The following is an 18,540-nucleotide window of genomic DNA, read 5'->3' as shown; positions in this document are numbered from 1 at the left end:
GCGCGTCCAGCGCGGGAATCTAGGACGGCCGATGCGCGCGAAGGTCGCGAGCCAGCCTCCGTGCGGACGCCTCGTCCGCGACACCGGCAGCGTATCGCGAATCGGTGAAGCGGGCGGTAAGTTCCTGCAGTTCGCGCGCCGTCGGGCTGCCGGCCTTGCCGATCCGTTCAGCCCACGCCGTTGCCGGCTCGTGTGGGGCGCGGCCGAGCCCGATGCGCGTGTAGCGGGCGCCGAGCCGATGCCAGGCGCGCAGCACCGGGTCCTGCTCGCGCGGTGTGCGCATCGTCAGCCACACCATCAGGCCCAGCGCGAGCGATGCCGTGATGCCGAACGCCAGCACGAGCTGCATCGCCGTCATGCGCTTCAGGCCGAGCGGCGCGAACAGGCGTTCTTGACGATCGGCGTCGAAGCCGAGCACCATGTCGTTCCAGTTCTGACGCAGCCAGTCGCCGACCTGCGCCAGCCCGTTGGGCCCTTGCAGCGTGTCGAGCACGCCGCCTTCGCCGAGCTGTTCACCGACGGTGTCGTAGATGCGTTCGGGCGCGACCGCAGCGGTCGGGTCGACGCGCACCCAGCCGCGGCCGGGCAACCAGACTTCCGCCCACGCATGCGCGTCCGAGCGGAGGATCATCCAGTAGCCGCCGAGGCGGTTCCATCGGCCACCGACGTAGCCGGTGACCACACGTGTAGGAATGCCGGCCGCGCGCATGAGCAGGGTGAAACTGCCGGCGAAATGCTCGCAGTAACCAATGCGCGTCTTGAACAGGAATTCGTCGACGGTGTCGCGGCCGAGCGGCGGTGCGTCGAGCGAATAGGAAAAGTCGCGACGGATCCAGTCGAGCGCGTACTGCACGATCGCGCGGTCGTCATGCAGGCGCGTGCGCAGCTGCCGACCCAGCGCGACCGTGCGCGGGTCGTAACCACGCGGCAGCGCGAGCGCGCGACGCCGCTGCGGTTCAGGCAGCTGCGACTGCATCACCTGCGGCGGTGACGAGGACATGCGCCAGCGTGTGAGCGCTGCCAACGGGCGCGCCGCGCGCAAACTGTAGTCGAGCGACAGCGTGGTGCCGGCGGGCGCGGCCAGCGGCACGTCTAGCGCCACCATCTGCGTGCGATCGGTCGGTTCGACTTCGAGCGTGTACGTCCAGACGATGCGCGACGGCTGCACGTGATCGCGCGCGCCCAGGCCGATGTTGTCGCCGCGGCGCCACGTGCGGCCGTCGAAATCCGACAGCACCGGGCCGCGCCAGTACATCGCACTCTTCGGCGGCGTCACGCCGAGAAAATGCGCACGTGCGGCGACGGTGTCGTCGGACAGCAGCTGCGCCCAGTCGCCAGGCGACATGCGGTCGGACAGGCCGATCTTCGCGGTGGCACGGTCGGGCACGCCCCACAGCGGCGTGCCGATGCGCGGGAACAGCCAGAAGATCGCGAGCGCGAGCGGGATGCCGAACGCGAGCACGGTCAGCGCCTGCTGCATCGGCGACCACAGGCCGGGCGAAGGCATCTCGCCTTCGAGCGTGGCGAGGCGCTGCAGCGCGCCGAGCCCGAGCAACGCGCCGGTCAAGCCGAGGGCGAGGGTCCACGGTCCCTGATCGAGCAGGAAGGTGGAGAAGGGTGCGAACAGCGCGAAGCCGACCAGGCTGCGGCCGTCACGGATCGTCGTGGTCTCCGACGGCTTGAGCGCCAGCATGGCGCCGAGCATCGCGCAGCCGGTATCGCGTCCGAAGTTGAAGCCGAACTGGGCGGCGACCGCGATGACGATCGTGATGGCGAGCAGCATGCGCACGCCGACCGACAGCGGCTTCCGCCACGACAGCGCCACGATGACCACGGCCGTCGCCGCAATCGCGAGCGCCGTCGGGCCCGGCAGCTGCAGCAGCAAGGGCAGCAGGCAGACGCCGGCGACCAGCAGCGTCCAGCGGCGGCTGTCGTCGTCGAGCGGGCGGGCGCGCGGATCAGCCATGCGGCATCAGCGCGAGTGCGCGCAGGCAGGCGTGGCGATGCGCGGGGCCGCGCTCCGGGCCGAGCGGCGGCTGCCCCGGCAACCACAGGCGATAGCGGCGACCGTCGCGTTCGGCGTCTTCGACCCACCGCGCCAAGCGCGCGACGCGTACTTCGTGCGGTAGCCCGTGTAGCTCTCGCCAGTCGAGATCGATGTCGGTGCCGATCGGCTGTTCGAACTCGCGCACGAGCAACGTGCCGCGACGCGCCGATGGCTTCCACGCGATGGCGCGACGCGAATCGCCGGCGCGGTAATTGCGCAGGTGGTGCACGTCGTCGCCGGCGGCATGCAACCGGCGCGCAGCAGGGTCGCCCGAGCCGATCGGCAACGGTGGCGCGAGCGCTTCGGGCCTCGGGTAGACGAGCACCGGTGTCTCCGGCCATACATAGGACCACGCCCGTGCGAGTCCGAGCGGCCACGTCGTCTGTACGCGCAGTCGCGGGATGTCGAGCCAGCCGCGGTGATGCGTGGCCACGTCGAGCACGACTTCGCCGGTGCCGTCGCGCAATGCGAGCGGCACGGTGTCACCGTCGTCGAAATCGACTTTGAGTCCGGAGCGCACGCGACGATCGGTCGTGCGCGTGTGCACGCGCAGGTGCAGTGTGCGACCCGCATGCACGGGTTCGGCGTCCACCGCGACCACTGACAAACCGCTCAACTGCAGCTGCGCCGACACGAGGCTCGACATCGCGGCGCCGGCCAGCAGGAACGCCATCAACAGTGCCGGATTGTTGTTGTAGTTCAGCCCGCCGACCGACATCGCCGCGAGCAACGCGGCGAAGAACAGGCCGAAGCGCGTGGGCAGGACGTAGATGCGACGGCGGTCGAACCGCACTGGCAACGACTCCGGGCCGCGCGGTCGCGCCAGCGCGAGCAGCCGCCGACGGAGGCCGCCGAACCGTGCCATCAGTCCACCGGCACGGAATGCAGGATCGACTTGGCGGCCGCGGCGTCGCTGCCGGCATCCGCATCGATGACGAGGCGGTGCGCAGCGACATGGGAGAACAGCGCCTGCACATCCTCCGGCACCACGTGCGTGCGACCGAGCAGCAACGCATGCGCACGCGCCGCACGCAGCAGTGCGAGGCCGGCACGCGGCGACAGGCCGACGCGCACGCCCGGATGACGTCGACTGCGCGCGAGCAACGCTTGGACGTACGCGATGAGCGCTTCGCTCGCATGCACCTGCGGCACGGCGGCGCGTACGGCGTCGAACTCGCCGTCCCCGAACTGCGGGGCGATTCCGGCGATGAGCTGGCGACGATCGGTGCCGGCGAGCAGCTGACGCTCCGCATCTTCGCCGGGATAGCCGAGCGAAAGCCGCAGCAGGAAGCGATCGAGCTGCGAGTCGGGCAGCGGGTACGTGCCCGACAGGTCGACCGGGTTCTGCGTCGCGATCACGAAGAACGGCGCGGGCAGCGCGCGCGTCACGCCGTCGACGGTGACCTGATGCTCAGCCATCGCCTCGAGCAACGCGCTCTGCGTTCGCGGCGGGGCGCGGTTGATCTCGTCCGCCAGCAGCACCTGCGTGAACACCGGGCCGGGATGGAATTCGAAGGCTTGGCGCGTGGTGTCGTAGATCGACACGCCGAGGATGTCGGCGGGGAGCAGGTCGGAGGTGAACTGCACGCGCTGGAATTTGAGGCCGACGGTCGCGGCGAGTGCGTGCGCGAGCGTGGTCTTGCCGAGGCCGGGTAGGTCCTCGATGAGAATATGCCCATCCGACAGCAGGGCGACGAAGGCGAGTCGCACCTCATGTGCCTTGCCGAGCACCAGCGCATTGACCTGCGTCTGCGCGCGGTCAAGAGCGTCGCGGTAGGTCTGCGTTAGCATGCTCGCCGCCGTGCCTGAGGCCATGATGTCTCCGCGCAATGGAATAGAGCGGCATCCCGCCGCAACGCGAGTGTAGCGAGGTCGGATGAGGATGCAGTCGGAGCCCGTGGCGGCGCGTGCGCGCGGCCTGTTCTGGGCACTGTGGGCCATGGTGCTGGTGGTGAAGGTCGTCATCGCGGCGCGTCTGCCGCTGTTCGTCGACGAAGCCTTCTACTGGCAGGAAGGCCAGCACCCGGCCGCCGCGTATTCCGATCTCCCGGGGTTGACCGCGTGGCTGACGCGATTGGGCGTGGAGATCGGTGGTGCGCACACGCTCGCACTGCGCATGCCGTTCGTGGTCGTGTCGATGCTCGTCCCCCTGCTGGTGGTGCGCATCGCGCATCGCACCTTCGGAGAGGCCGAAGGCTGGCAGGCCGGCGCGTTCGCGCTGCTGCTTCCGCTGGTGGGTTCGCTCGGCCTGCTCGCCGTGCCCGATCCCTTGCTCGCACTCGCCACGCTCTTGTGCATGGACGCCGGCGCCTGCCTGCTGCGTCGCGTCGATGCAGGGCACGCGCTGGAACTCGCGGCCGGCCTCGCGATCGGCGCACTCAGCCATTACCGCTTCATCGCGGTGATCGCGGTCGGTTTCGTTGCACTGCTCGCAACGCCCGAAGGCCGCCGCACGCTCAAGGACGTGCGCGTGATCATCGCGATCGCGCTCGGCGCCGCCGCATGGACGCCGCTGGTGTGGTGGAACTACGACAACGCCGACGCGGGCTTGCGCTTCCAGCTCGTCGATCGCCATCCGTGGGTGTTCCACGCGAGCGGCCTGTGGTTCATCGCGATCCAGGCGTTGCTGGTGACGCCCCCCCTGTTCGTCGCCTTGCTGCAGGCGGGACGCGAAGGTCTGCGCAGTCCGCTCCTGGCCGCGCGCTGGGCCGCGATGCTGGGCCTGCTCGTCGTCGGCGGTTTCTTCGTGCTCGGCTTCTTCGCCGACACCGAGCGCGTGAGTTTCCACTGGCCGGTGCCGGGCTTCATCGCGCTGGTCCCGTTGCTGCCGCGCTACCTCGCAGGCTGGCCGTCCGTATGGCGACGCGCCACCGCCGCGCTTGCCGGGGTCGGCCTGGTCGCGGTGCTCGGCTACTACGTCGTCGTGTCGATGCCGCACGTGCGCGCGCAGGTCGCCGCCGAGAAGTGGTATCCGTCGAACTTCGCCGGCTGGGATGAAGTCGCCGATGCCGCGCGCGACGAGCTGCGTGCGATGCCGCCTGGCACGCGAATCGTCGCCGACAACTTCAAGCTCGGTGCGGAACTCGGCTTCGCGCTCGGCGATCCCGACATCGCCGTGCTCGACCATCCGCTCAATCGCAAGCACGGTCGCGCGCCGCAGCTGCACCTTTGGGGGCTGGATGCGGATCCGCGCGCGCTTCTGCAGCGCGGGCCGGTCCTGCTGGCGGTCGGCGTCAGCGAGGTCGAGTTCAAGAACCTGCACCAGCGCTACCTCGAACTTTGCCGTCGCGTCGGTCCGCTGCCCGCGCCGCGCATTCTCAATGTCGACCATGGCCGTCAACGGCTCGCGCTGTTCCGGCTCGAGAAGCCGGCAACCGGCACGTGCACGGCCCCGGCGATGGCGTGGATCGATCGCCCGGGAATCGATGCAAAGGTCGCCCCGCGTTTCGAAGTGTCGGGTTGGGCGTTCCGGCAGGGCGTCGGGCTTCAGCGTATCGAAGCGACGCTGGATGGCCGCGTCGTCGGCGAGCTGCATTACGGAGAGCGCTACAACGGGCTCGATGTCTCGTGGCCGGGGCTCGCCGATCCGAACGTGCCGGCACTGGGCTTCAAGGGCGAGGTCGACGCGAGCGCTGCATCGCCCGGCCGCCACTGGCTTGGTTTACGCCTGCACGGGCGCGACGGCGCGATCGAGGCGTGGCCTGAAACGCCGGTTGAAATCACGCGCTGAGTCAGGGCAGGGCGAAGCCGGCGTTGCGCAGCAGGCGTGACGTCGCGATCAGCGGAAGTCCGATCAGCGCCGTCGGATCATTCGTTTCGACCGCATCGAAAAGCGTGATGCCGCGACCTTCCGACTTGAAACTGCCCGCGCAGTCGAGCGGACGTTCGGCCACGATGTAGCGCTCGATGTCCGCCGCGGTGAGCGCGCGGAATCGCACCACGGTGCGATCGACGTACAGCCCGAATTCGTGCTCGCCACGCATCACGCAGAGCGCGGTGAGGAAGGCGACGTTGCGGCCTGACATCGAGGCGAGCTGCGCGATCGCACGCTCCGGCGTTCCAGGCTTACCAAGCACGCGACCGTCGAACGCCGCCAGCTGGTCCGAACCGATCACGCAGGCATCGGGCATCGAACGCGCGACGGCGCCGGCTTTCGCACGCGCCAGGCGCTCGACCAGAGCTTCGGGCGCCTCGTCGTCGCGCGGCGTTTCGTCGACACCCGGCGCGATGCAGTCGAACGGCAGGCCGAGGCGTTCGAGCAGTTCGCGCCGGTAGCGCGACGTCGAGGCGAGGACAAGCCGCACGTCAGTCACGCGGGGCCCTCGCTTCCTCGATGCGTTCGAGCTGGTGCTCGATGCGTCCGCGCGCGGCGTCGATGGCGTCGCGCACGCCGGCGAGTTGCTCGGGTGTGGCGTCGTGGCCGTGGTCGCGCAGCCACAGCCGCTGGCGAAGCATCTCGCGCATGGCGTCGCCGACCGGGTTCGGGCCGTGCTCGCCGGCGACCGCCTGGATTTCCGCCCGGGCGGCGCGCAGCCGGTCCTCGAGCGCGTCGGCGGCGTCCAGCACGTCGCGCACCGCGCGCTGGTGCGGCGACAGGCGACGTCCGCGACGCAACACGAAGACGGCAGCGGCGGCCAGAACGACGGCGAAAGCGAGGGCGACTGCGGTCACGGCGATCTCCGGGCGAGGCAGGGCAGTCTGACGCGCGGCGGCTGCACCCGGCAACGCGCGAGGCGTGACGGCCGTCGCCGGTTTGACACCACGGGTGCGCCTCCCTAACATTCCGCGGCTTATGTCCGCGCCAGCGTCCCGTCAGTCCGTACCCGAGACCCTGGACGCCTGGCGCCAGGTCACCGCGCGGCGCGGCTTCGAAGGGCGCGTCCCGCTGGCGTCGCTGAAGCGGCTTGCGAGCCTGCTCGAAGCGCCGGACGGCGAAGCGGTGTTCTCGCTCGATTTCGATCGCGACAACCTTGGCGTCCCGTACGTCGAGGTGCGCGTCGAGGCCGAGCTTCCGCTGGTCTGCCAGCGCACGCTTGAACGGTTCCTGCTGCCGGTCCACATCGACCAGCGCATGGGCCTGATCCGTGACGAGGCCGACGAAGCCGGCCTGACGCCGGGTTACGAGCCGCTGATGGTCGATCCGTCGGGCGAGCTGGAAACCCTCGCGCTGGTCGAGGACGAGTTGATCCTGGCGGTGCCGGTCGTGCCGGTGAAGCCGGGCACGGACGCGGTCGAGCGCGAATGGGGTGACGGTCCGGCCGTCGAGGCCGAGCGGCCGAATCCCTTTGCCGCGCTGGCCGCGCTGAAGAACAAGCCGGAGTAATCCGGACGGGTCCGGCCGGTGGCGTGAGCCGCCGGGCTGGGCGATAATTTCCACCTTTCGGCCCGGGCACGACGCCTGACGCCGCCTCACGTTGCACCGGAGCACCCCGATGGCCGTTCAGAAGTCCCGCGTTTCTCCCTCCCGCCGTGGCATGCGCCGCGCCCACGACGCGCTGAGCGCGAAGCAGATCGCGACCGATCCGACCACGGGCGAGACGCACCTGCGTCACCACGTGACGGCCGACGGCTACTACCGCGGCAAGAAGGTCATCGACACCCGCTCGAAGATCGCCACCGAGGAGTGATCGCCGGGCGCACGCGCGCCCGACGATAGCGTCCGCGTCGATGGCCTGGCCTTCAACGCGGACGGCGGTGGGATCCGCCACCCGTTCTCGATGCGACCTTCGGGTCGCATCGCCGTTTTTCCGGCCGCCATACATACGGCGGCGTCCGCGGATGCTTCGGCGTTCGCGGTCCCGGCGAGGCAGGGGATGACCCAGACCATTTACGCGCGCATCGCGGGCACCGGCAGCTACCTGCCGGAGAAGGTGCTGACCAACGACGATCTGGCGCAGTTCGTCGAAACCAGCGACGAGTGGATCGCCGCCCGCACGGGCATCCGCGAGCGTCACGTCGCGGCGGAAGGCGAAACCACTTGCGATCTCGCGTTCCATGCCGCCACGTGCGCCATGGAAGCCGCCGGCGTCACCGCGGCCGACATCGACCTGATCATCGTCGGTACGACGACGCCGGACATCATCTTCCCGTCGACGGCCTGCCTGCTGCAGAACCGGCTCGGCGCGATCGGTTGCCCCGCGTTCGACGTCAATGCCGCCTGCTCGGGCTTCGTCTATGCGCTGACCGTCGCGGACAAGTTCATCCGCTCGGGCGCGTCGAAGACGGCGCTCGTCATCGGTGCGGAAACGCTGACGCGCATGCTCGACTGGTCGGATCGCTCCACCTGCGTGCTGTTCGGCGACGGTGCCGGCGCGGTCGTGCTCAAGGCCGACACCGAGACCGGCATCCTGAGCACCCACCTCCATGCCGATGGCAGCAAGAGGGATCTGCTGTACAACCCGGTCGGCGTGTCGGTGGGCTTCAAGCCCGAGGAACACAACGCCGGCGTGCGCGTGATGATGACGGGCAACGACGTCTTCAAGTACGCGGTGAAGGCGCTGGATTCGGTCGTCGAGGAAACGCTCGAGGCGAACGGCCTCGATCGCCACGACATCGACTGGCTGATTCCGCATCAGGCCAACCTGCGCATCATCGAGGCGACGGCCAAGCGCCTCGACATGCCGATGGAGCGCGTGATCGTCACCGTCGACAGGCACGGCAATACGTCGTCGGGTTCGGTGCCGCTCGCGCTGGACGAGGCGGTGCGCTCGGGCCGCGTGCAGCGCGGCCAGCTGTTGCTGCTCGAAGCGTTCGGTGGCGGCTTCACGTGGGGCAGTGCGCTCGTCCGTTACTGACCGATCGCGCCTCGCGATGACGAACGCCCGCCCTCATCGGCGGGCGTTCGCATTTGTGGCCAACGGCCATGGGATGCGCCGATCAGCGGCGTACGGCGGAGTACAGACAGCATGAACGCTTCGTCCGTATGATGGCGCGTTCCTTCAACGGGCTGTTCCGCGTGACCGCAACGCAACTCGCATTCGTCTTTCCAGGTCAGGGCTCGCAGTCGGTCGGCATGCTCGCCGATCTCGCCGCGAGCGAGCCGCTCATCGCCGCGACGTTCGCCGAAGCGAGCGAGGGCGCGGGCGTCGATCTGTGGGCGCTGAGCCAGAACGGGCCGGACACGGAGCTCAACACCACCGAGTTCACGCAGCCCGCGCTGCTCGCGGCGGGTGTGGCCGTGTGGCGCCTGTGGCAGGCGCGCGGTGGCGCGATGCCGGCGCAGCTGGCCGGTCACAGCCTTGGCGAATACAGCGCGCTGGTCGCCGCGGGCGCGTTGCCGCTCGCCGACGCGGCGAAGCTCGTGCGTCTGCGCGGCCAGCTGATGCAGGCCGCCGCGCCTGCGGGTACCGGCGCGATGGCGGCCGTGCTCGGCGCCGACGACGCGCTGGTGCTCGAAGTCTGCGAAGCCTGCAGCGGTCGCGACGTCGTCGTGCCCGCCAACTTCAATTCGCCCGGCCAGATCGTCATCGGCGGTCATGCCGACGCGGTCGATCGCGCGCTGACGATGCTGGCCGAACGCGGCGTCCGAAAGGCCGTGAAGCTCGCCGTCAGCGTGCCGTCGCATACGCCGCTGATGCGCGAAGCGGCGAATCGTCTGGCGGAAGCGATGAACGGCCTTGCGTGGTCGACGCCGCAGCTGCCGATCGTGCAGAACGTCGACGCCGAAGTGCGCACCGACATCGCGTCGATCCGGGACGCTCTGGTGCGTCAGCTCTACCTGCCGGTGCAGTGGACGCAGTGCATCGAAACGCTCGTCGCGCGCGGCGCCACCCGCATCGCCGAATGCGGACCGGGCAAGGTGCTGACGGGGCTGGTGAAGCGCATCGACAAGTCGGTCGACGCTCGCGCGCTCGGCTCCGCCGCCGATCTCGACGCTGCACTCGCGGATTGGCGCGCCTGATTCCACGATGCCCCACCGCGGGCGTGCATGACGCGATCGGCGCGACCGGTCGCCGCAACGGAGAGACACGATGACGGAAGCTTTGAAGGGCGAGATCGCACTGGTCACGGGCGCAACGCGCGGCATCGGCGCCGCGATCGCCGACGAACTCGCGGCACAGGGCGCGACCGTGATCGGTACGGCGACGTCCGAATCGGGCGCGGCGTCGATCAGCGAGCGTCTCGCAGCCAAGGGCGGCCAGGGCCGCGTACTTAACGTCACCGCGCCGAACGCGATCGAAGAGCTCATCGATGCGATCACCAAGGATGTCGGCCCGATCTCCATCCTCGTCAACAATGCAGGCATCACGCGCGACAACCTGCTGATGCGCATGAAGGACGACGACTGGCAGGCGGTGCTCGACACCAACCTGACGAGCGTCTATCGCTCGAGCAAGGCGGTGATGCGCGGCATGATGAAGGCGCGCAAGGGCCGCATCGTCAACATCGCGTCGGTGATCGGCGTGACCGGCAACGCAGGCCAGGCGAACTACGCGGCGGCGAAGGCCGGCATCATCGCGTTCTCGAAGTCGCTGGCCCGCGAGATCGGTTCGCGCGGCGTCACCGTCAACGTCGTCGCACCGGGCTTCATCGACACCGACATGACCAAGGGCCTTCCGGAAGATGCCAAGAAGGGCATGCTCGACCAGATCGCACTGGGCCGCCTCGGCGAGCCGGCCGACATCGCGCGTGCGGTGGCCTTCCTGGCCGGCCCGAATGCGGCCTACATCACCGGCGAAACCCTGCACGTCAACGGCGGCATGTACATGCCATGAGGCCCGAAGGACGGGCTTCCGAACGACTTTTTCACGCGGCACCGGCCGCTATACTCCGGCCCGCTGCGATTCATTTAGACTTGTCCATCTAGCATCCCGTCCCGGGAGGAGAGAGATCCAATGAGCACCATCGAAGAGCGCGTCAAGAAGATCGTCGTCGAACAGCTCGGCGTGAAGGAAGAAGACGTCACCACCAACGCTTCGTTCGTTGACGATCTGGGCGCCGACTCGCTGGATACCGTCGAGCTCGTGATGGCGCTCGAGGAAGAGTTCGAGTGCGAGATCCCGGACGAAGAAGCCGAGAAGATCACCACCGTGCAGCAGGCCATCGACTACGTGAAGTCGCACGTCAAGTCGTAAGCCGCTGACGGGAGACGGAAGGCCGTGGCGCTTCCGTTCTCCACGCAATACCGACGGGGCCGCATTGCGGCCCCGTGTTTTTGACGCCACGCCCTACGGCGTCGTATCGCCGAACAGAGTCACCGGGGATCCGGTGCAGTCGAGGTTGAAAGCATGTCCAGCCGTCGCGTCGTAGTTACCGGACTTGGAATCGTCTCCCCGCTGGGCAATGACCTGGCGACGACGTGGGACGGCATCGTCAACGGACGGTCGGGCATCGGCCCGATCACGCATTTCGACACGACCAACTTCACCACCAAGATCGCGGGTGAAGTGCGCGACTTCGACGTCACCAAGTGGGTGAACCCGAAGGACGCGAAGAAGATGGACCCGTTCATTCACTACGGCGTCGGCGCGTCGCTGATGGCGATCGAGGATTCGGGTCTCGTCATCGACGACAACAACGCAGAGCGCATCGGCGCGCTGATCGGCTCGGGCATCGGCGGCATCCTCGGCATCGAGGAAACCGCGATCAAGTACAACGAGGGCGGCCCGCGCAAGATCTCGCCGTTCTACGTGCCCAGCACGATCATCAACATGCTGCCGGGGCAGGTGTCGCTGCTGACCGGCATGAAGGGCCCGAATTTCTCTGCCGTGTCCGCATGCGCGACGTCGAACCATTCGATCGGCATGGCGATGCGCATGATCCAGTACGGCGACGCGGACGTGATGATCGCCGGCGGTGGCGAACGCGGTTCGTCGCCGACGTCGGTGGGTGGCTTCTGCTCGATGAAGGCGATGAGCACGCGCAATGACGACCCGACGCGTGCATCGCGCCCGTGGGACGAAGGCCGCGACGGTTTCGTGCTCGGCGACGGCGCCGGCATCCTCGTGCTCGAGGAGTACGAACACGCGAAGGCCCGCGGCGCGCGCATCTATTGCGAGCTCGCCGGCTTCGGCGCGACCTCCGACGCGTTCCACATGACCGCGCCCAGCGAAGACGGCGAAGGCGCCGCGCGCTGCATGGTCATGGCGCTGAAGGACGCAGGCGTGACGCCGGAGCAGGTCGGCTACGTCAATGCGCACGGCACGTCCACGCCGCTGGGCGACCTCGCCGAAACCATGGCGGTGAAGCGCGCGCTCGGCGAGCATGCGTACCGCACGATGGTCAGCTCGACCAAGTCGATGACGGGCCATCTGCTCGGCGCGGCGGGCGGCGTTGAAGCAATCTTCTCGGTGATGGCGCTGCACGAGGGCATCATTCCGCCGACGATCAACCTCGAGAACCCGTCGGAAGGCTGTGACCTCGACTACGTGCCGAATACCGCGCGCCAGGCCAAGGTCGATGTGGCGGTGTCGAACGGTTTCGGCTTCGGCGGTACCAACGGCACGCTGGTGTTCCGCCGGATCTGACGGCGGCGCCTCGCGCTGTCGCCTGAAGCCCGCGCCCGTCGCAGGCTTCGTCGTTTTCGGACAGCCCGACGTCGGGCCGGCGATAATCCCGGGCCCGATATCGCCGTCCCGACGCATGCCTTCGCCGTCTCCTGTCCGCCGCGTGCTCGAGCGCCCCGGCGACCTCCTCGACCTGCACCGGCTCGCGCCTACGCGCTATCCCGTGTTGCTGGAATCGACCGCGTCCGGCACGCGGATCGGGCGTCGCGATCTGCTGCTCGCGGCGACGAACGAGGTGCTGGAGTTGGGACGTGACGGCCGGGTGCGTGACGCGGCGGGTCGCGATATCGGCAGCGACTTCTTTGCCGCGCTGGATGCGGCATTCGCGACGGCGACTGCACCGCATGCGTCGCCGGTCGGCGGCTGGGCCCTGCTGATCGCCTACGAAGCCGCGGGGCAGATCGAGCGCATCCTCGATCTTCCCGCAGCGCCTGGCAGCGTGCCGGTTGCGCGCGCTGTCCGCATCGACGCAGCCATCGAACATGATCGCGAATCGGGTGCATGCGTCCTGCACGCGGTCGATGATCCGACCGCCGATCGGATCGAAGCTGATCTCCGGCGTGCCGACGCGCTCGATGCATTGCCCGCATGGCGCAAGCCGGCGGCCATCGACGAGGATGCACCCGAGCAGTTCACGACGGGCGTGCGCCGCATCCTCGATTACCTTGTGGCGGGCGACGTCTTCCAGGCCAATCTATCGCGTGGTTGGACTGCGCACTTCGAAACAGGCGTCGAACCTGCTGCGCTCTTCACCCGATTGCGTCGCAACAATCCTGCGCCGTTCGCGGGCCTCTTTTCGGGCGATGGCTGGTCGGTGGTCAGCGCATCACCGGAGCGGCTCGTGTCCGTGCAAGGCGATCTGGTGGAGACGCGGCCGATTGCAGGCACGCGTCCGCGCGTTGTCGGCGACGACGATGCGTCACGCGTGCAGGAACTGGTCGGGCATCCGAAGGAGCGCGCCGAGCACGTGATGCTGATCGATCTCGAACGCAATGATCTTGGTCGCGTCTGCCGGGCCGGTACCGTCGAGGTCGATGAATTAATGACGGTCGAAAGCTATGCGCACGTGCATCACATCGTGAGCAACGTGCGCGGTCGGCTGCGCGAGGGCGTGACGCCCGGTGAAGTGATCCGCGCTGTGTTTCCGGGTGGCACGATCACGGGTTGTCCGAAGGTGCGCTGCATGCAGATCATCGCGGAGCTCGAGCAGGTGGGCCGCGGCGCGTACACCGGTGCGATGGGCTGGCTCGCGCCCAATGGCGACATGGACCTCAACATCCTGATCCGCAGCGCCGAAGTCGAAGGCCGCGAGGTGCGCTTCCGCACCGGCGCCGGCATCGTTGCGGACTCCGATCCGCAGCGCGAGCTCGACGAAACGCGCGCGAAGGCGCGTGGCATGCTGCGCGCGCTGGGTGTGGCGGACTGACGTGGACGTGCGCCTGTTCGAAGGTTCGACACGCGTCGATGCGATTGCGGCATCGAATCGCGGGCTCGCCTATGGCGACGGTCTGTTCGAAACGATGCGCGCACATCGCGGTGACGTGCCGTGGTGGGATCGGCACTGGATGCGTCTGCGCCGGGGCGGTGAGGCACTCGGCATCGCACTGCCGGACGAGGCGCAGGCCCGCGCCGAAGCTCACGCGCTGCTCGACGGTCGCGATGGCGTTGCCAAGCTGGTCGTCACGCGCGGGCCCGGCGGTCGTGGCTACGCGCCGATGGCAGCGCCGTCGTTCTGGATGCTGTCGCTGCACGACGCGCCGCCGCGACAGGACCGCGTCACGCTTCGCTGGTGCGACACGCGCCTCGCGATCCAGCCGCGCCTTGCGGGGCACAAGCACTGCAATCGCCTCGAGCAGGTGCTCGCGCGCGCGGAGTGGCGCGAGGGCGAGGCCGCCGACGACGGCCTGATGCGCGACGTCGACGGTGATGTCGTAAGCGCGATCGCGGGCAACGTCTTCGTGCTGAACGGGGACAGCTGGACCACCCCGGCCATTGATCGCTGCGGTGTACGCGGCGTCTGCCGCGCCTGGGCGATCGACGCCCTCGATGTGCGTGAGACGCGTATCGCAGCCGACGCCGTCGAATCCGCCGACGCCCTGTTCGTCTGCAATGCCGTGCGCGGTATCCTCGAAGTCGCGCGGCTGGGCGATCGTGTCTGGTCGCCGCATCCGCAGGTCGCCTGGCTTCGGGAACGCCTCGCGACCGCGCATCCCGCCTTCGCCCTGACATCGGAGTCGCCGTGAGCCGTTCGCGCAAGCGCCGAAGTGGTTGCTTCACCCTGTTGCTGCTGATCGCACTGGCCGCGGCGCTCGCGGGCGCGTGGTACCTGTACGCCGATTTCGCCGATGCACCGATGCGCGGCGTGAAGCCCGGCAGCAGCCTCGTGGTCAAGCAGGGCGATTCGCTGCCGACCGTGCTGCGCAAGCTGCACGAAGCCGGCGTCGAGGGCTCGACGATCGAGTGGACCGCACTCGCCAAGCAGCTCGGCGCGGCGGGCCGTATCCAGGTCGGCGAGTACCCGCTGGAGCCGGGCATGACGCCGCGCGACCTGCTCATCGATATGCGCGATGGCCACGTTATCCAGCACAAGGTCACGATCGTCGAAGGCTGGACCATTCGCGACGTGCGCGCGGCGCTCGCCAAGGCCGAGCCGCTGGTGCACGACAGCGCGCAGCTCGACAACGCGGCGTTGATGGCGAAGCTCGGCCATCCCGGTGAGCATCCGGAAGGGCGCTTTCTTCCGGAGACATACGTCTACACGCGCGGCGATACCGATCTCGACGTGCTGCGTCGCGCGTACGGTGCGATGTCGAAGGCGCTCGACGCCGCATGGCGTTCGCGCAGCCCCGACAGCGTGCTGAAGACGCCGGACGAAATGCTGACGCTGGCGTCGATCGTCGAGAAGGAAACCGGTATCGCGGAAGAGCGCCCCGAGATCGCAGGACTGTTTTCGCGTCGCCTGAAGATCGGCATGCCGCTGCAGACCGATCCGACCATCATCTACGGCATGGGCAGCGCTTACGCCGGCAACATCCGTAAGGTCGACCTGCAGACCGACACGCCGTACAACACCTACACACGCACCGGCCTGCCGCCGACGCCGATCGCGATGCCGGGTGCCGCCGCGTTGCAGGCCGTGGCGAATCCGGCGCCGGGCGACGCGCTGTATTTCGTCGCGCGCGGCGATGGCAGCGGCCACCATTTCTTTGCCAAGACGCTCGCGGAGCACCAACAGAACGTGCAGAAGTACCTCGCCAATTACCGCGCCGCGCAGGCTGCGCCGCGATGACGCAGCAGGCGGTTCTGCGTCGCGAGCCCAAACTCGTGACGCTGGAAGGCGGCGAGGGCGCGGGCAAGTCCACCGTGCTCGCCGCGCTGCGCACGGAGCTCGAGGGCGATGGTGCGGTGACCTGCACGCGCGAACCCGGTGGCACGCCGCTGGCGGAAAAGATCCGCGCCTTGTTGCTGGATCCGGACCACGAAGCCCCCTGCGATCGCACCGAACTGCTGCTGATGTTCGCCTCGCGCGCGCAGCTGGTCGGGCAGGTGATCGCACCCGCGCTGGCGCGCGGGGAGTGGGTGTTGAGCGATCGCTTCACCGACGCGAGCCACGCGTACCAGGGCGGCGGACGGGGCTGCGATCCGCATCTGATCGATGTGCTCGAGCACGAGTTCGTCGGCATCGAGCCCGGCCTCACGCTGCTGCTCGACGTGCCGGTCGACGTCGGCCTCGCGCGCATGCGTGGGCGCGGCGACGCGGACCGCATCGAGTCCGAGCGCGCCGAATTCTTCGAACGCGTGCGCGCGGCGTATCTTGCGCGCGCCGCAGCGCATCCGCAGCGCTTCGTCGTGATCGATGCCTCGCAGCCGGCAGCTGACGTGGCTGCCGCGGCGGTCGACGCCCTGCGTCGTCATCGCGCCGAGGTCGCATGAGCGCGATAGCGCCCTGGCAGTCGCGTGCGTACGAGCAGATCGCGGCGACGCTGGAGTCGGGGCGCCTCGGCCATGCGCAGCTGTTCTGCGGGCCAGCGCAGTTGGGCAAACGGGACGTCGCGATTCGCCTCGCGCGCCGTGTCCTCTGCGAAGCACCGAATGGCATCGACGCCTGCGGGACGTGCCGCAGCTGCCGTCTGTTCGAGGCTGGCACGCATCCCGACTATCGCTTCATCAGCTTTATCCCGAATCGCGAAGGCACGAAGCTGCGCACCGAGATCGTCATCGACCAGATGCGCGAGCTCTCCTCGCAACTGGCGCTCACGCCGCAGTACGGGCGTGCGCAGGTCGCGATCGTGGATCCGGCCGATGCGATCAACACGTCGGCCGCGAACGCGCTTCTGAAGACGCTGGAGGAGCCGGTGCCCGGTCGCTACCTGTGGCTGGTGTCCGCACATCCGGCGCGACTGCCTGCGACGATCCGCAGCCGCTGCCAGCGCATCGAGTTCCGCCTGCCGCCGATCGGCGAGGCGCGCACCTGGTTGCTTGCGCAGGGCCATGCAGCGAAGGACGTCGACGAGGCGCTGCTGGCCGCGCGCGGCCATCCCGGTCTCGCGGATGACTGGCTGCGCAGCGGCGGCCTCGACCTGCGCCGTCGCGTGGCCAGCGATCTGCAGAAGCTCGCCCGCGGGGAAGCCACCCCGCAGGAGACCGCGCAGCAGTGGGGGGCTGACGAACATGCCGCGCTGCGCCTGCGTCATGCGGCGGACCTGGCCGTCGAAAGGGCCCGTGGCTTGACCCACCCGCACGCGGCGCGCAGTCTGGCCACCTGGTTCGACAAGGCGAACCGCAGCCGCGACCTGCTCCGGACCACGGTCCGCGCGGACCTCGTGCTGATGGAACTGTTGACGGCCTGGCGCGCGGCATCGCGCGTCGGCCAGGAGATCCGCGACCGATGAGTGCAACTCCCGGCGGCGCGCGACAGGGCATCCTGTCGCTGGTCCTGAAGGACAAGTCCCAGCTGTACCAGGCGTACATGCCGTTCCTGAAGGGCGGCGGCATCTTCGTGCCGACGCCGAAGCGCTACTCGCTGGGCGACGAGGTGTTCCTGCTCATCACGCTGCCCGAGTCCGGCGAGCGCATGCCGGTGGCCGGCAAGGTCGTCTGGCTGACGCCGGTCGGTGCGCAAGGCGGTCATCCGGCCGGCATCGGCGTGCAGTTCCCCGAAACGCCGGAAGGCGATGCGGTGAAGGGCAAGATCGAGACGCTGCTCGCCGGCCTGCTGACCGGCGATCGCTCCACGCACACGATGTAAGGCGACGACGTGCGGATGGGTCGCACGTTGCTCGGTCCGTTCGCACTGACGACTTACGTGCTGCTGGCGGCATGCCAGCGCGTGGAGACGCCGTCGCCCGCGACCGCGCCGTCGACCGCCGCACCTTCACCTGCCGCGCGACAGCCGCGCGCGCCGCGGCCCGGTCTCGAAACGACGCCGGCTCGCGCAGCCGCGAGTGATCCATCGCAACAACGACTCGAAGACATCGTGTCGTCCGCCGACACCTTCGACACACTGCGCGTTCGCTATGGCGATGCGGCGGTGGCGCGCAAAACCTTCCACGGCGCCGAAGGCGCGCAAGCGACGGGCTGGGTACTGTTCGCCAACGAGCCCGCGCGTCGCATCGACATCTGGCTGGACGAGGCCGGCCGGCATCCCGCTCCGCTCGCAGTGCATCCGGGCTCGACGTGGCGTCGGGCCGACGGCGTGCGCATCGGGCTCACGTCGGTCGAACTCGAAGCGCTCAACGGGCGACCGTTCGTGTTCGCCGGTTTCGGCTGGGACTACGGCGGTGCGGTGTCCGACTGGCAGGGCGGCCGACTTGCGCAGGACAGCCCCTTCGTCGGGCCGGTCATCCTGTGCGAGCCGGCGAATCCGCCCGAAGACTATCCGTCAGGCGACAGCGAGTTCCGGTCGGATCTGCCCGTCGTCCGAAAGCGTCCGCCGACGGTATGCGAGTTCGGACTGGATCTGACGTCCACCCATTGAAGCGGGCCTGA

At 68.9% G+C, this 18,540-nt stretch carries 20 protein-coding genes; 15 read left to right on the top strand and 5 right to left on the bottom strand.

Annotation, left to right across the window (positions count from 1 at the left end; genetic code table 11):
* Positions 1 to 19: 19 nt before the first annotated feature.
* From DWG18_RS08545 to DWG18_RS08535, 3 genes are read right to left on the bottom strand one after another with little or no spacing between them, the layout of a single operon-like run.
* Positions 20 to 1,966, bottom strand: a complete 1,947-nt coding sequence (locus tag DWG18_RS08545; RefSeq protein ID WP_115646811.1) for a DUF3488 and transglutaminase-like domain-containing protein — start codon at positions 1,964 to 1,966, stop codon at positions 20 to 22.
* Positions 1,959 to 2,912 carry a DUF58 domain-containing protein gene (locus DWG18_RS08540; protein WP_115646810.1) on the bottom strand — a complete coding sequence of 318 codons (954 nt, stop codon included), beginning with the start codon at positions 2,910 to 2,912 and terminating at the stop codon, positions 1,959 to 1,961. The genes DWG18_RS08545 and DWG18_RS08540 overlap by 8 nt, the downstream gene beginning before the upstream one ends.
* A complete protein-coding gene (locus DWG18_RS08535; RefSeq protein WP_343195061.1) occupies positions 2,912 to 3,862 on the bottom strand; it encodes an AAA family ATPase in 951 nt (316 codons plus the stop codon). The genes DWG18_RS08540 and DWG18_RS08535 overlap by 1 nt, the downstream gene beginning before the upstream one ends.
* Before the next feature lie 67 nt (positions 3,863 to 3,929).
* Here DWG18_RS08535 and DWG18_RS08530 point away from each other — a divergent pair, with 67 nt between their 5' ends.
* Positions 3,930 to 5,777: a glycosyltransferase family 39 protein gene (locus DWG18_RS08530; RefSeq protein WP_115646809.1), complete on the top strand. Its 1,848-nt coding sequence runs from the start codon at positions 3,930 to 3,932 to the stop codon at positions 5,775 to 5,777.
* 1 nt (position 5,778) lies between these two features.
* Here DWG18_RS08530 and DWG18_RS08525 read toward each other — a convergent pair whose 3' ends face one another.
* Both DWG18_RS08525 and DWG18_RS08520 read right to left on the bottom strand, forming a co-directional pair.
* The gene (locus tag DWG18_RS08525; RefSeq protein WP_115646808.1) at positions 5,779 to 6,351 is read right to left on the bottom strand and encodes a Maf family nucleotide pyrophosphatase; all 573 of its coding nucleotides are present in this window, start codon (positions 6,349 to 6,351) and stop codon (positions 5,779 to 5,781) included.
* A gap of 1 nt (position 6,352) precedes the next feature.
* Positions 6,353 to 6,718 (bottom strand): hypothetical protein, encoded by a 366-nt coding sequence (locus tag DWG18_RS08520; RefSeq protein WP_115646807.1) that lies wholly within the window; start codon positions 6,716 to 6,718, stop codon positions 6,353 to 6,355.
* A 121-nt stretch (positions 6,719 to 6,839) separates the two neighbouring features.
* On the opposite strand from DWG18_RS08520, the gene DWG18_RS08515 reads away from it, so the two are divergent.
* The 14 genes from DWG18_RS08515 (at position 6,840) to DWG18_RS08450 (ending at position 18,529) form a co-directional block, all read left to right on the top strand.
* Positions 6,840 to 7,370 carry a YceD family protein gene (locus tag DWG18_RS08515; protein WP_115646806.1) on the top strand — a complete coding sequence of 177 codons (531 nt, stop codon included), beginning with the start codon at positions 6,840 to 6,842 and terminating at the stop codon, positions 7,368 to 7,370.
* Between the two features lie 109 nt (positions 7,371 to 7,479).
* Positions 7,480 to 7,674 (top strand): 50S ribosomal protein L32, encoded by a 195-nt coding sequence (rpmF, locus tag DWG18_RS08510; RefSeq protein WP_115646805.1) that lies wholly within the window; start codon positions 7,480 to 7,482, stop codon positions 7,672 to 7,674.
* Between the two features lie 186 nt (positions 7,675 to 7,860).
* The gene (locus DWG18_RS08505; protein WP_115646804.1) at positions 7,861 to 8,841 is read left to right on the top strand and encodes a beta-ketoacyl-ACP synthase III; all 981 of its coding nucleotides are present in this window, start codon (positions 7,861 to 7,863) and stop codon (positions 8,839 to 8,841) included.
* A gap of 161 nt (positions 8,842 to 9,002) precedes the next feature.
* Positions 9,003 to 9,947, top strand: coding sequence for an ACP S-malonyltransferase (gene fabD, locus DWG18_RS08500; protein ID WP_115648104.1), 945 nt, complete (start codon positions 9,003 to 9,005; stop codon positions 9,945 to 9,947).
* Positions 9,948 to 10,017: 70 nt separating this feature from the next.
* On the top strand, positions 10,018 to 10,761 hold the full coding sequence (fabG, locus tag DWG18_RS08495) for a 3-oxoacyl-ACP reductase FabG (RefSeq protein WP_115646803.1): 744 nt from the start codon (positions 10,018 to 10,020) through the stop codon (positions 10,759 to 10,761).
* 120 nt (positions 10,762 to 10,881) lie between these two features.
* A complete protein-coding gene (acpP, locus tag DWG18_RS08490) occupies positions 10,882 to 11,121 on the top strand; it encodes an acyl carrier protein (RefSeq protein ID WP_027082618.1) in 240 nt (79 codons plus the stop codon).
* A gap of 153 nt (positions 11,122 to 11,274) precedes the next feature.
* On the top strand, positions 11,275 to 12,513 hold the full coding sequence (gene fabF, locus DWG18_RS08485; RefSeq protein WP_115646802.1) for a beta-ketoacyl-ACP synthase II: 1,239 nt from the start codon (positions 11,275 to 11,277) through the stop codon (positions 12,511 to 12,513).
* Positions 12,514 to 12,628: 115 nt separating this feature from the next.
* Positions 12,629 to 13,978: an aminodeoxychorismate synthase component I gene (locus DWG18_RS08480; protein ID WP_115646801.1), complete on the top strand. Its 1,350-nt coding sequence runs from the start codon at positions 12,629 to 12,631 to the stop codon at positions 13,976 to 13,978.
* A 7-nt stretch (positions 13,979 to 13,985) separates the two neighbouring features.
* Complete coding sequence (gene pabC, locus DWG18_RS08475; RefSeq protein WP_162823772.1) at positions 13,986 to 14,795, top strand: aminodeoxychorismate lyase; 810 nt, start codon at positions 13,986 to 13,988, stop codon at positions 14,793 to 14,795.
* Positions 14,780 to 15,841 (top strand): endolytic transglycosylase MltG, encoded by a 1,062-nt coding sequence (mltG, locus tag DWG18_RS08470; RefSeq protein WP_115646799.1) that lies wholly within the window; start codon positions 14,780 to 14,782, stop codon positions 15,839 to 15,841. The genes pabC and mltG overlap by 16 nt, the downstream gene beginning before the upstream one ends.
* Entirely contained in the window at positions 15,838 to 16,485 is a 648-nt protein-coding gene (gene tmk, locus DWG18_RS08465) for a dTMP kinase (RefSeq protein ID WP_115646798.1), read from the top strand. Before mltG ends, tmk begins: the two co-directional genes overlap by 4 nt.
* A complete protein-coding gene (locus DWG18_RS08460) occupies positions 16,482 to 17,444 on the top strand; it encodes a DNA polymerase III subunit delta' (protein ID WP_115646797.1) in 963 nt (320 codons plus the stop codon). Before tmk ends, DWG18_RS08460 begins: the two co-directional genes overlap by 4 nt.
* Positions 17,441 to 17,800, top strand: a complete 360-nt coding sequence (locus tag DWG18_RS08455) for a PilZ domain-containing protein (RefSeq protein WP_115646796.1) — start codon at positions 17,441 to 17,443, stop codon at positions 17,798 to 17,800. The genes DWG18_RS08460 and DWG18_RS08455 overlap by 4 nt, the downstream gene beginning before the upstream one ends.
* 15 nt (positions 17,801 to 17,815) lie before the next feature.
* A complete protein-coding gene (locus DWG18_RS08450) occupies positions 17,816 to 18,529 on the top strand; it encodes a hypothetical protein (RefSeq protein ID WP_115646795.1) in 714 nt (237 codons plus the stop codon).
* Positions 18,530 to 18,540: the final 11 nt, after the last annotated feature.

The organism is Lysobacter sp. TY2-98, from assembly GCF_003367355.1.
GTDB lineage: Bacteria > Pseudomonadota > Gammaproteobacteria > Xanthomonadales > Xanthomonadaceae > Cognatilysobacter.
This window is presented reverse-complemented; position numbering and strand designations above follow the sequence as displayed.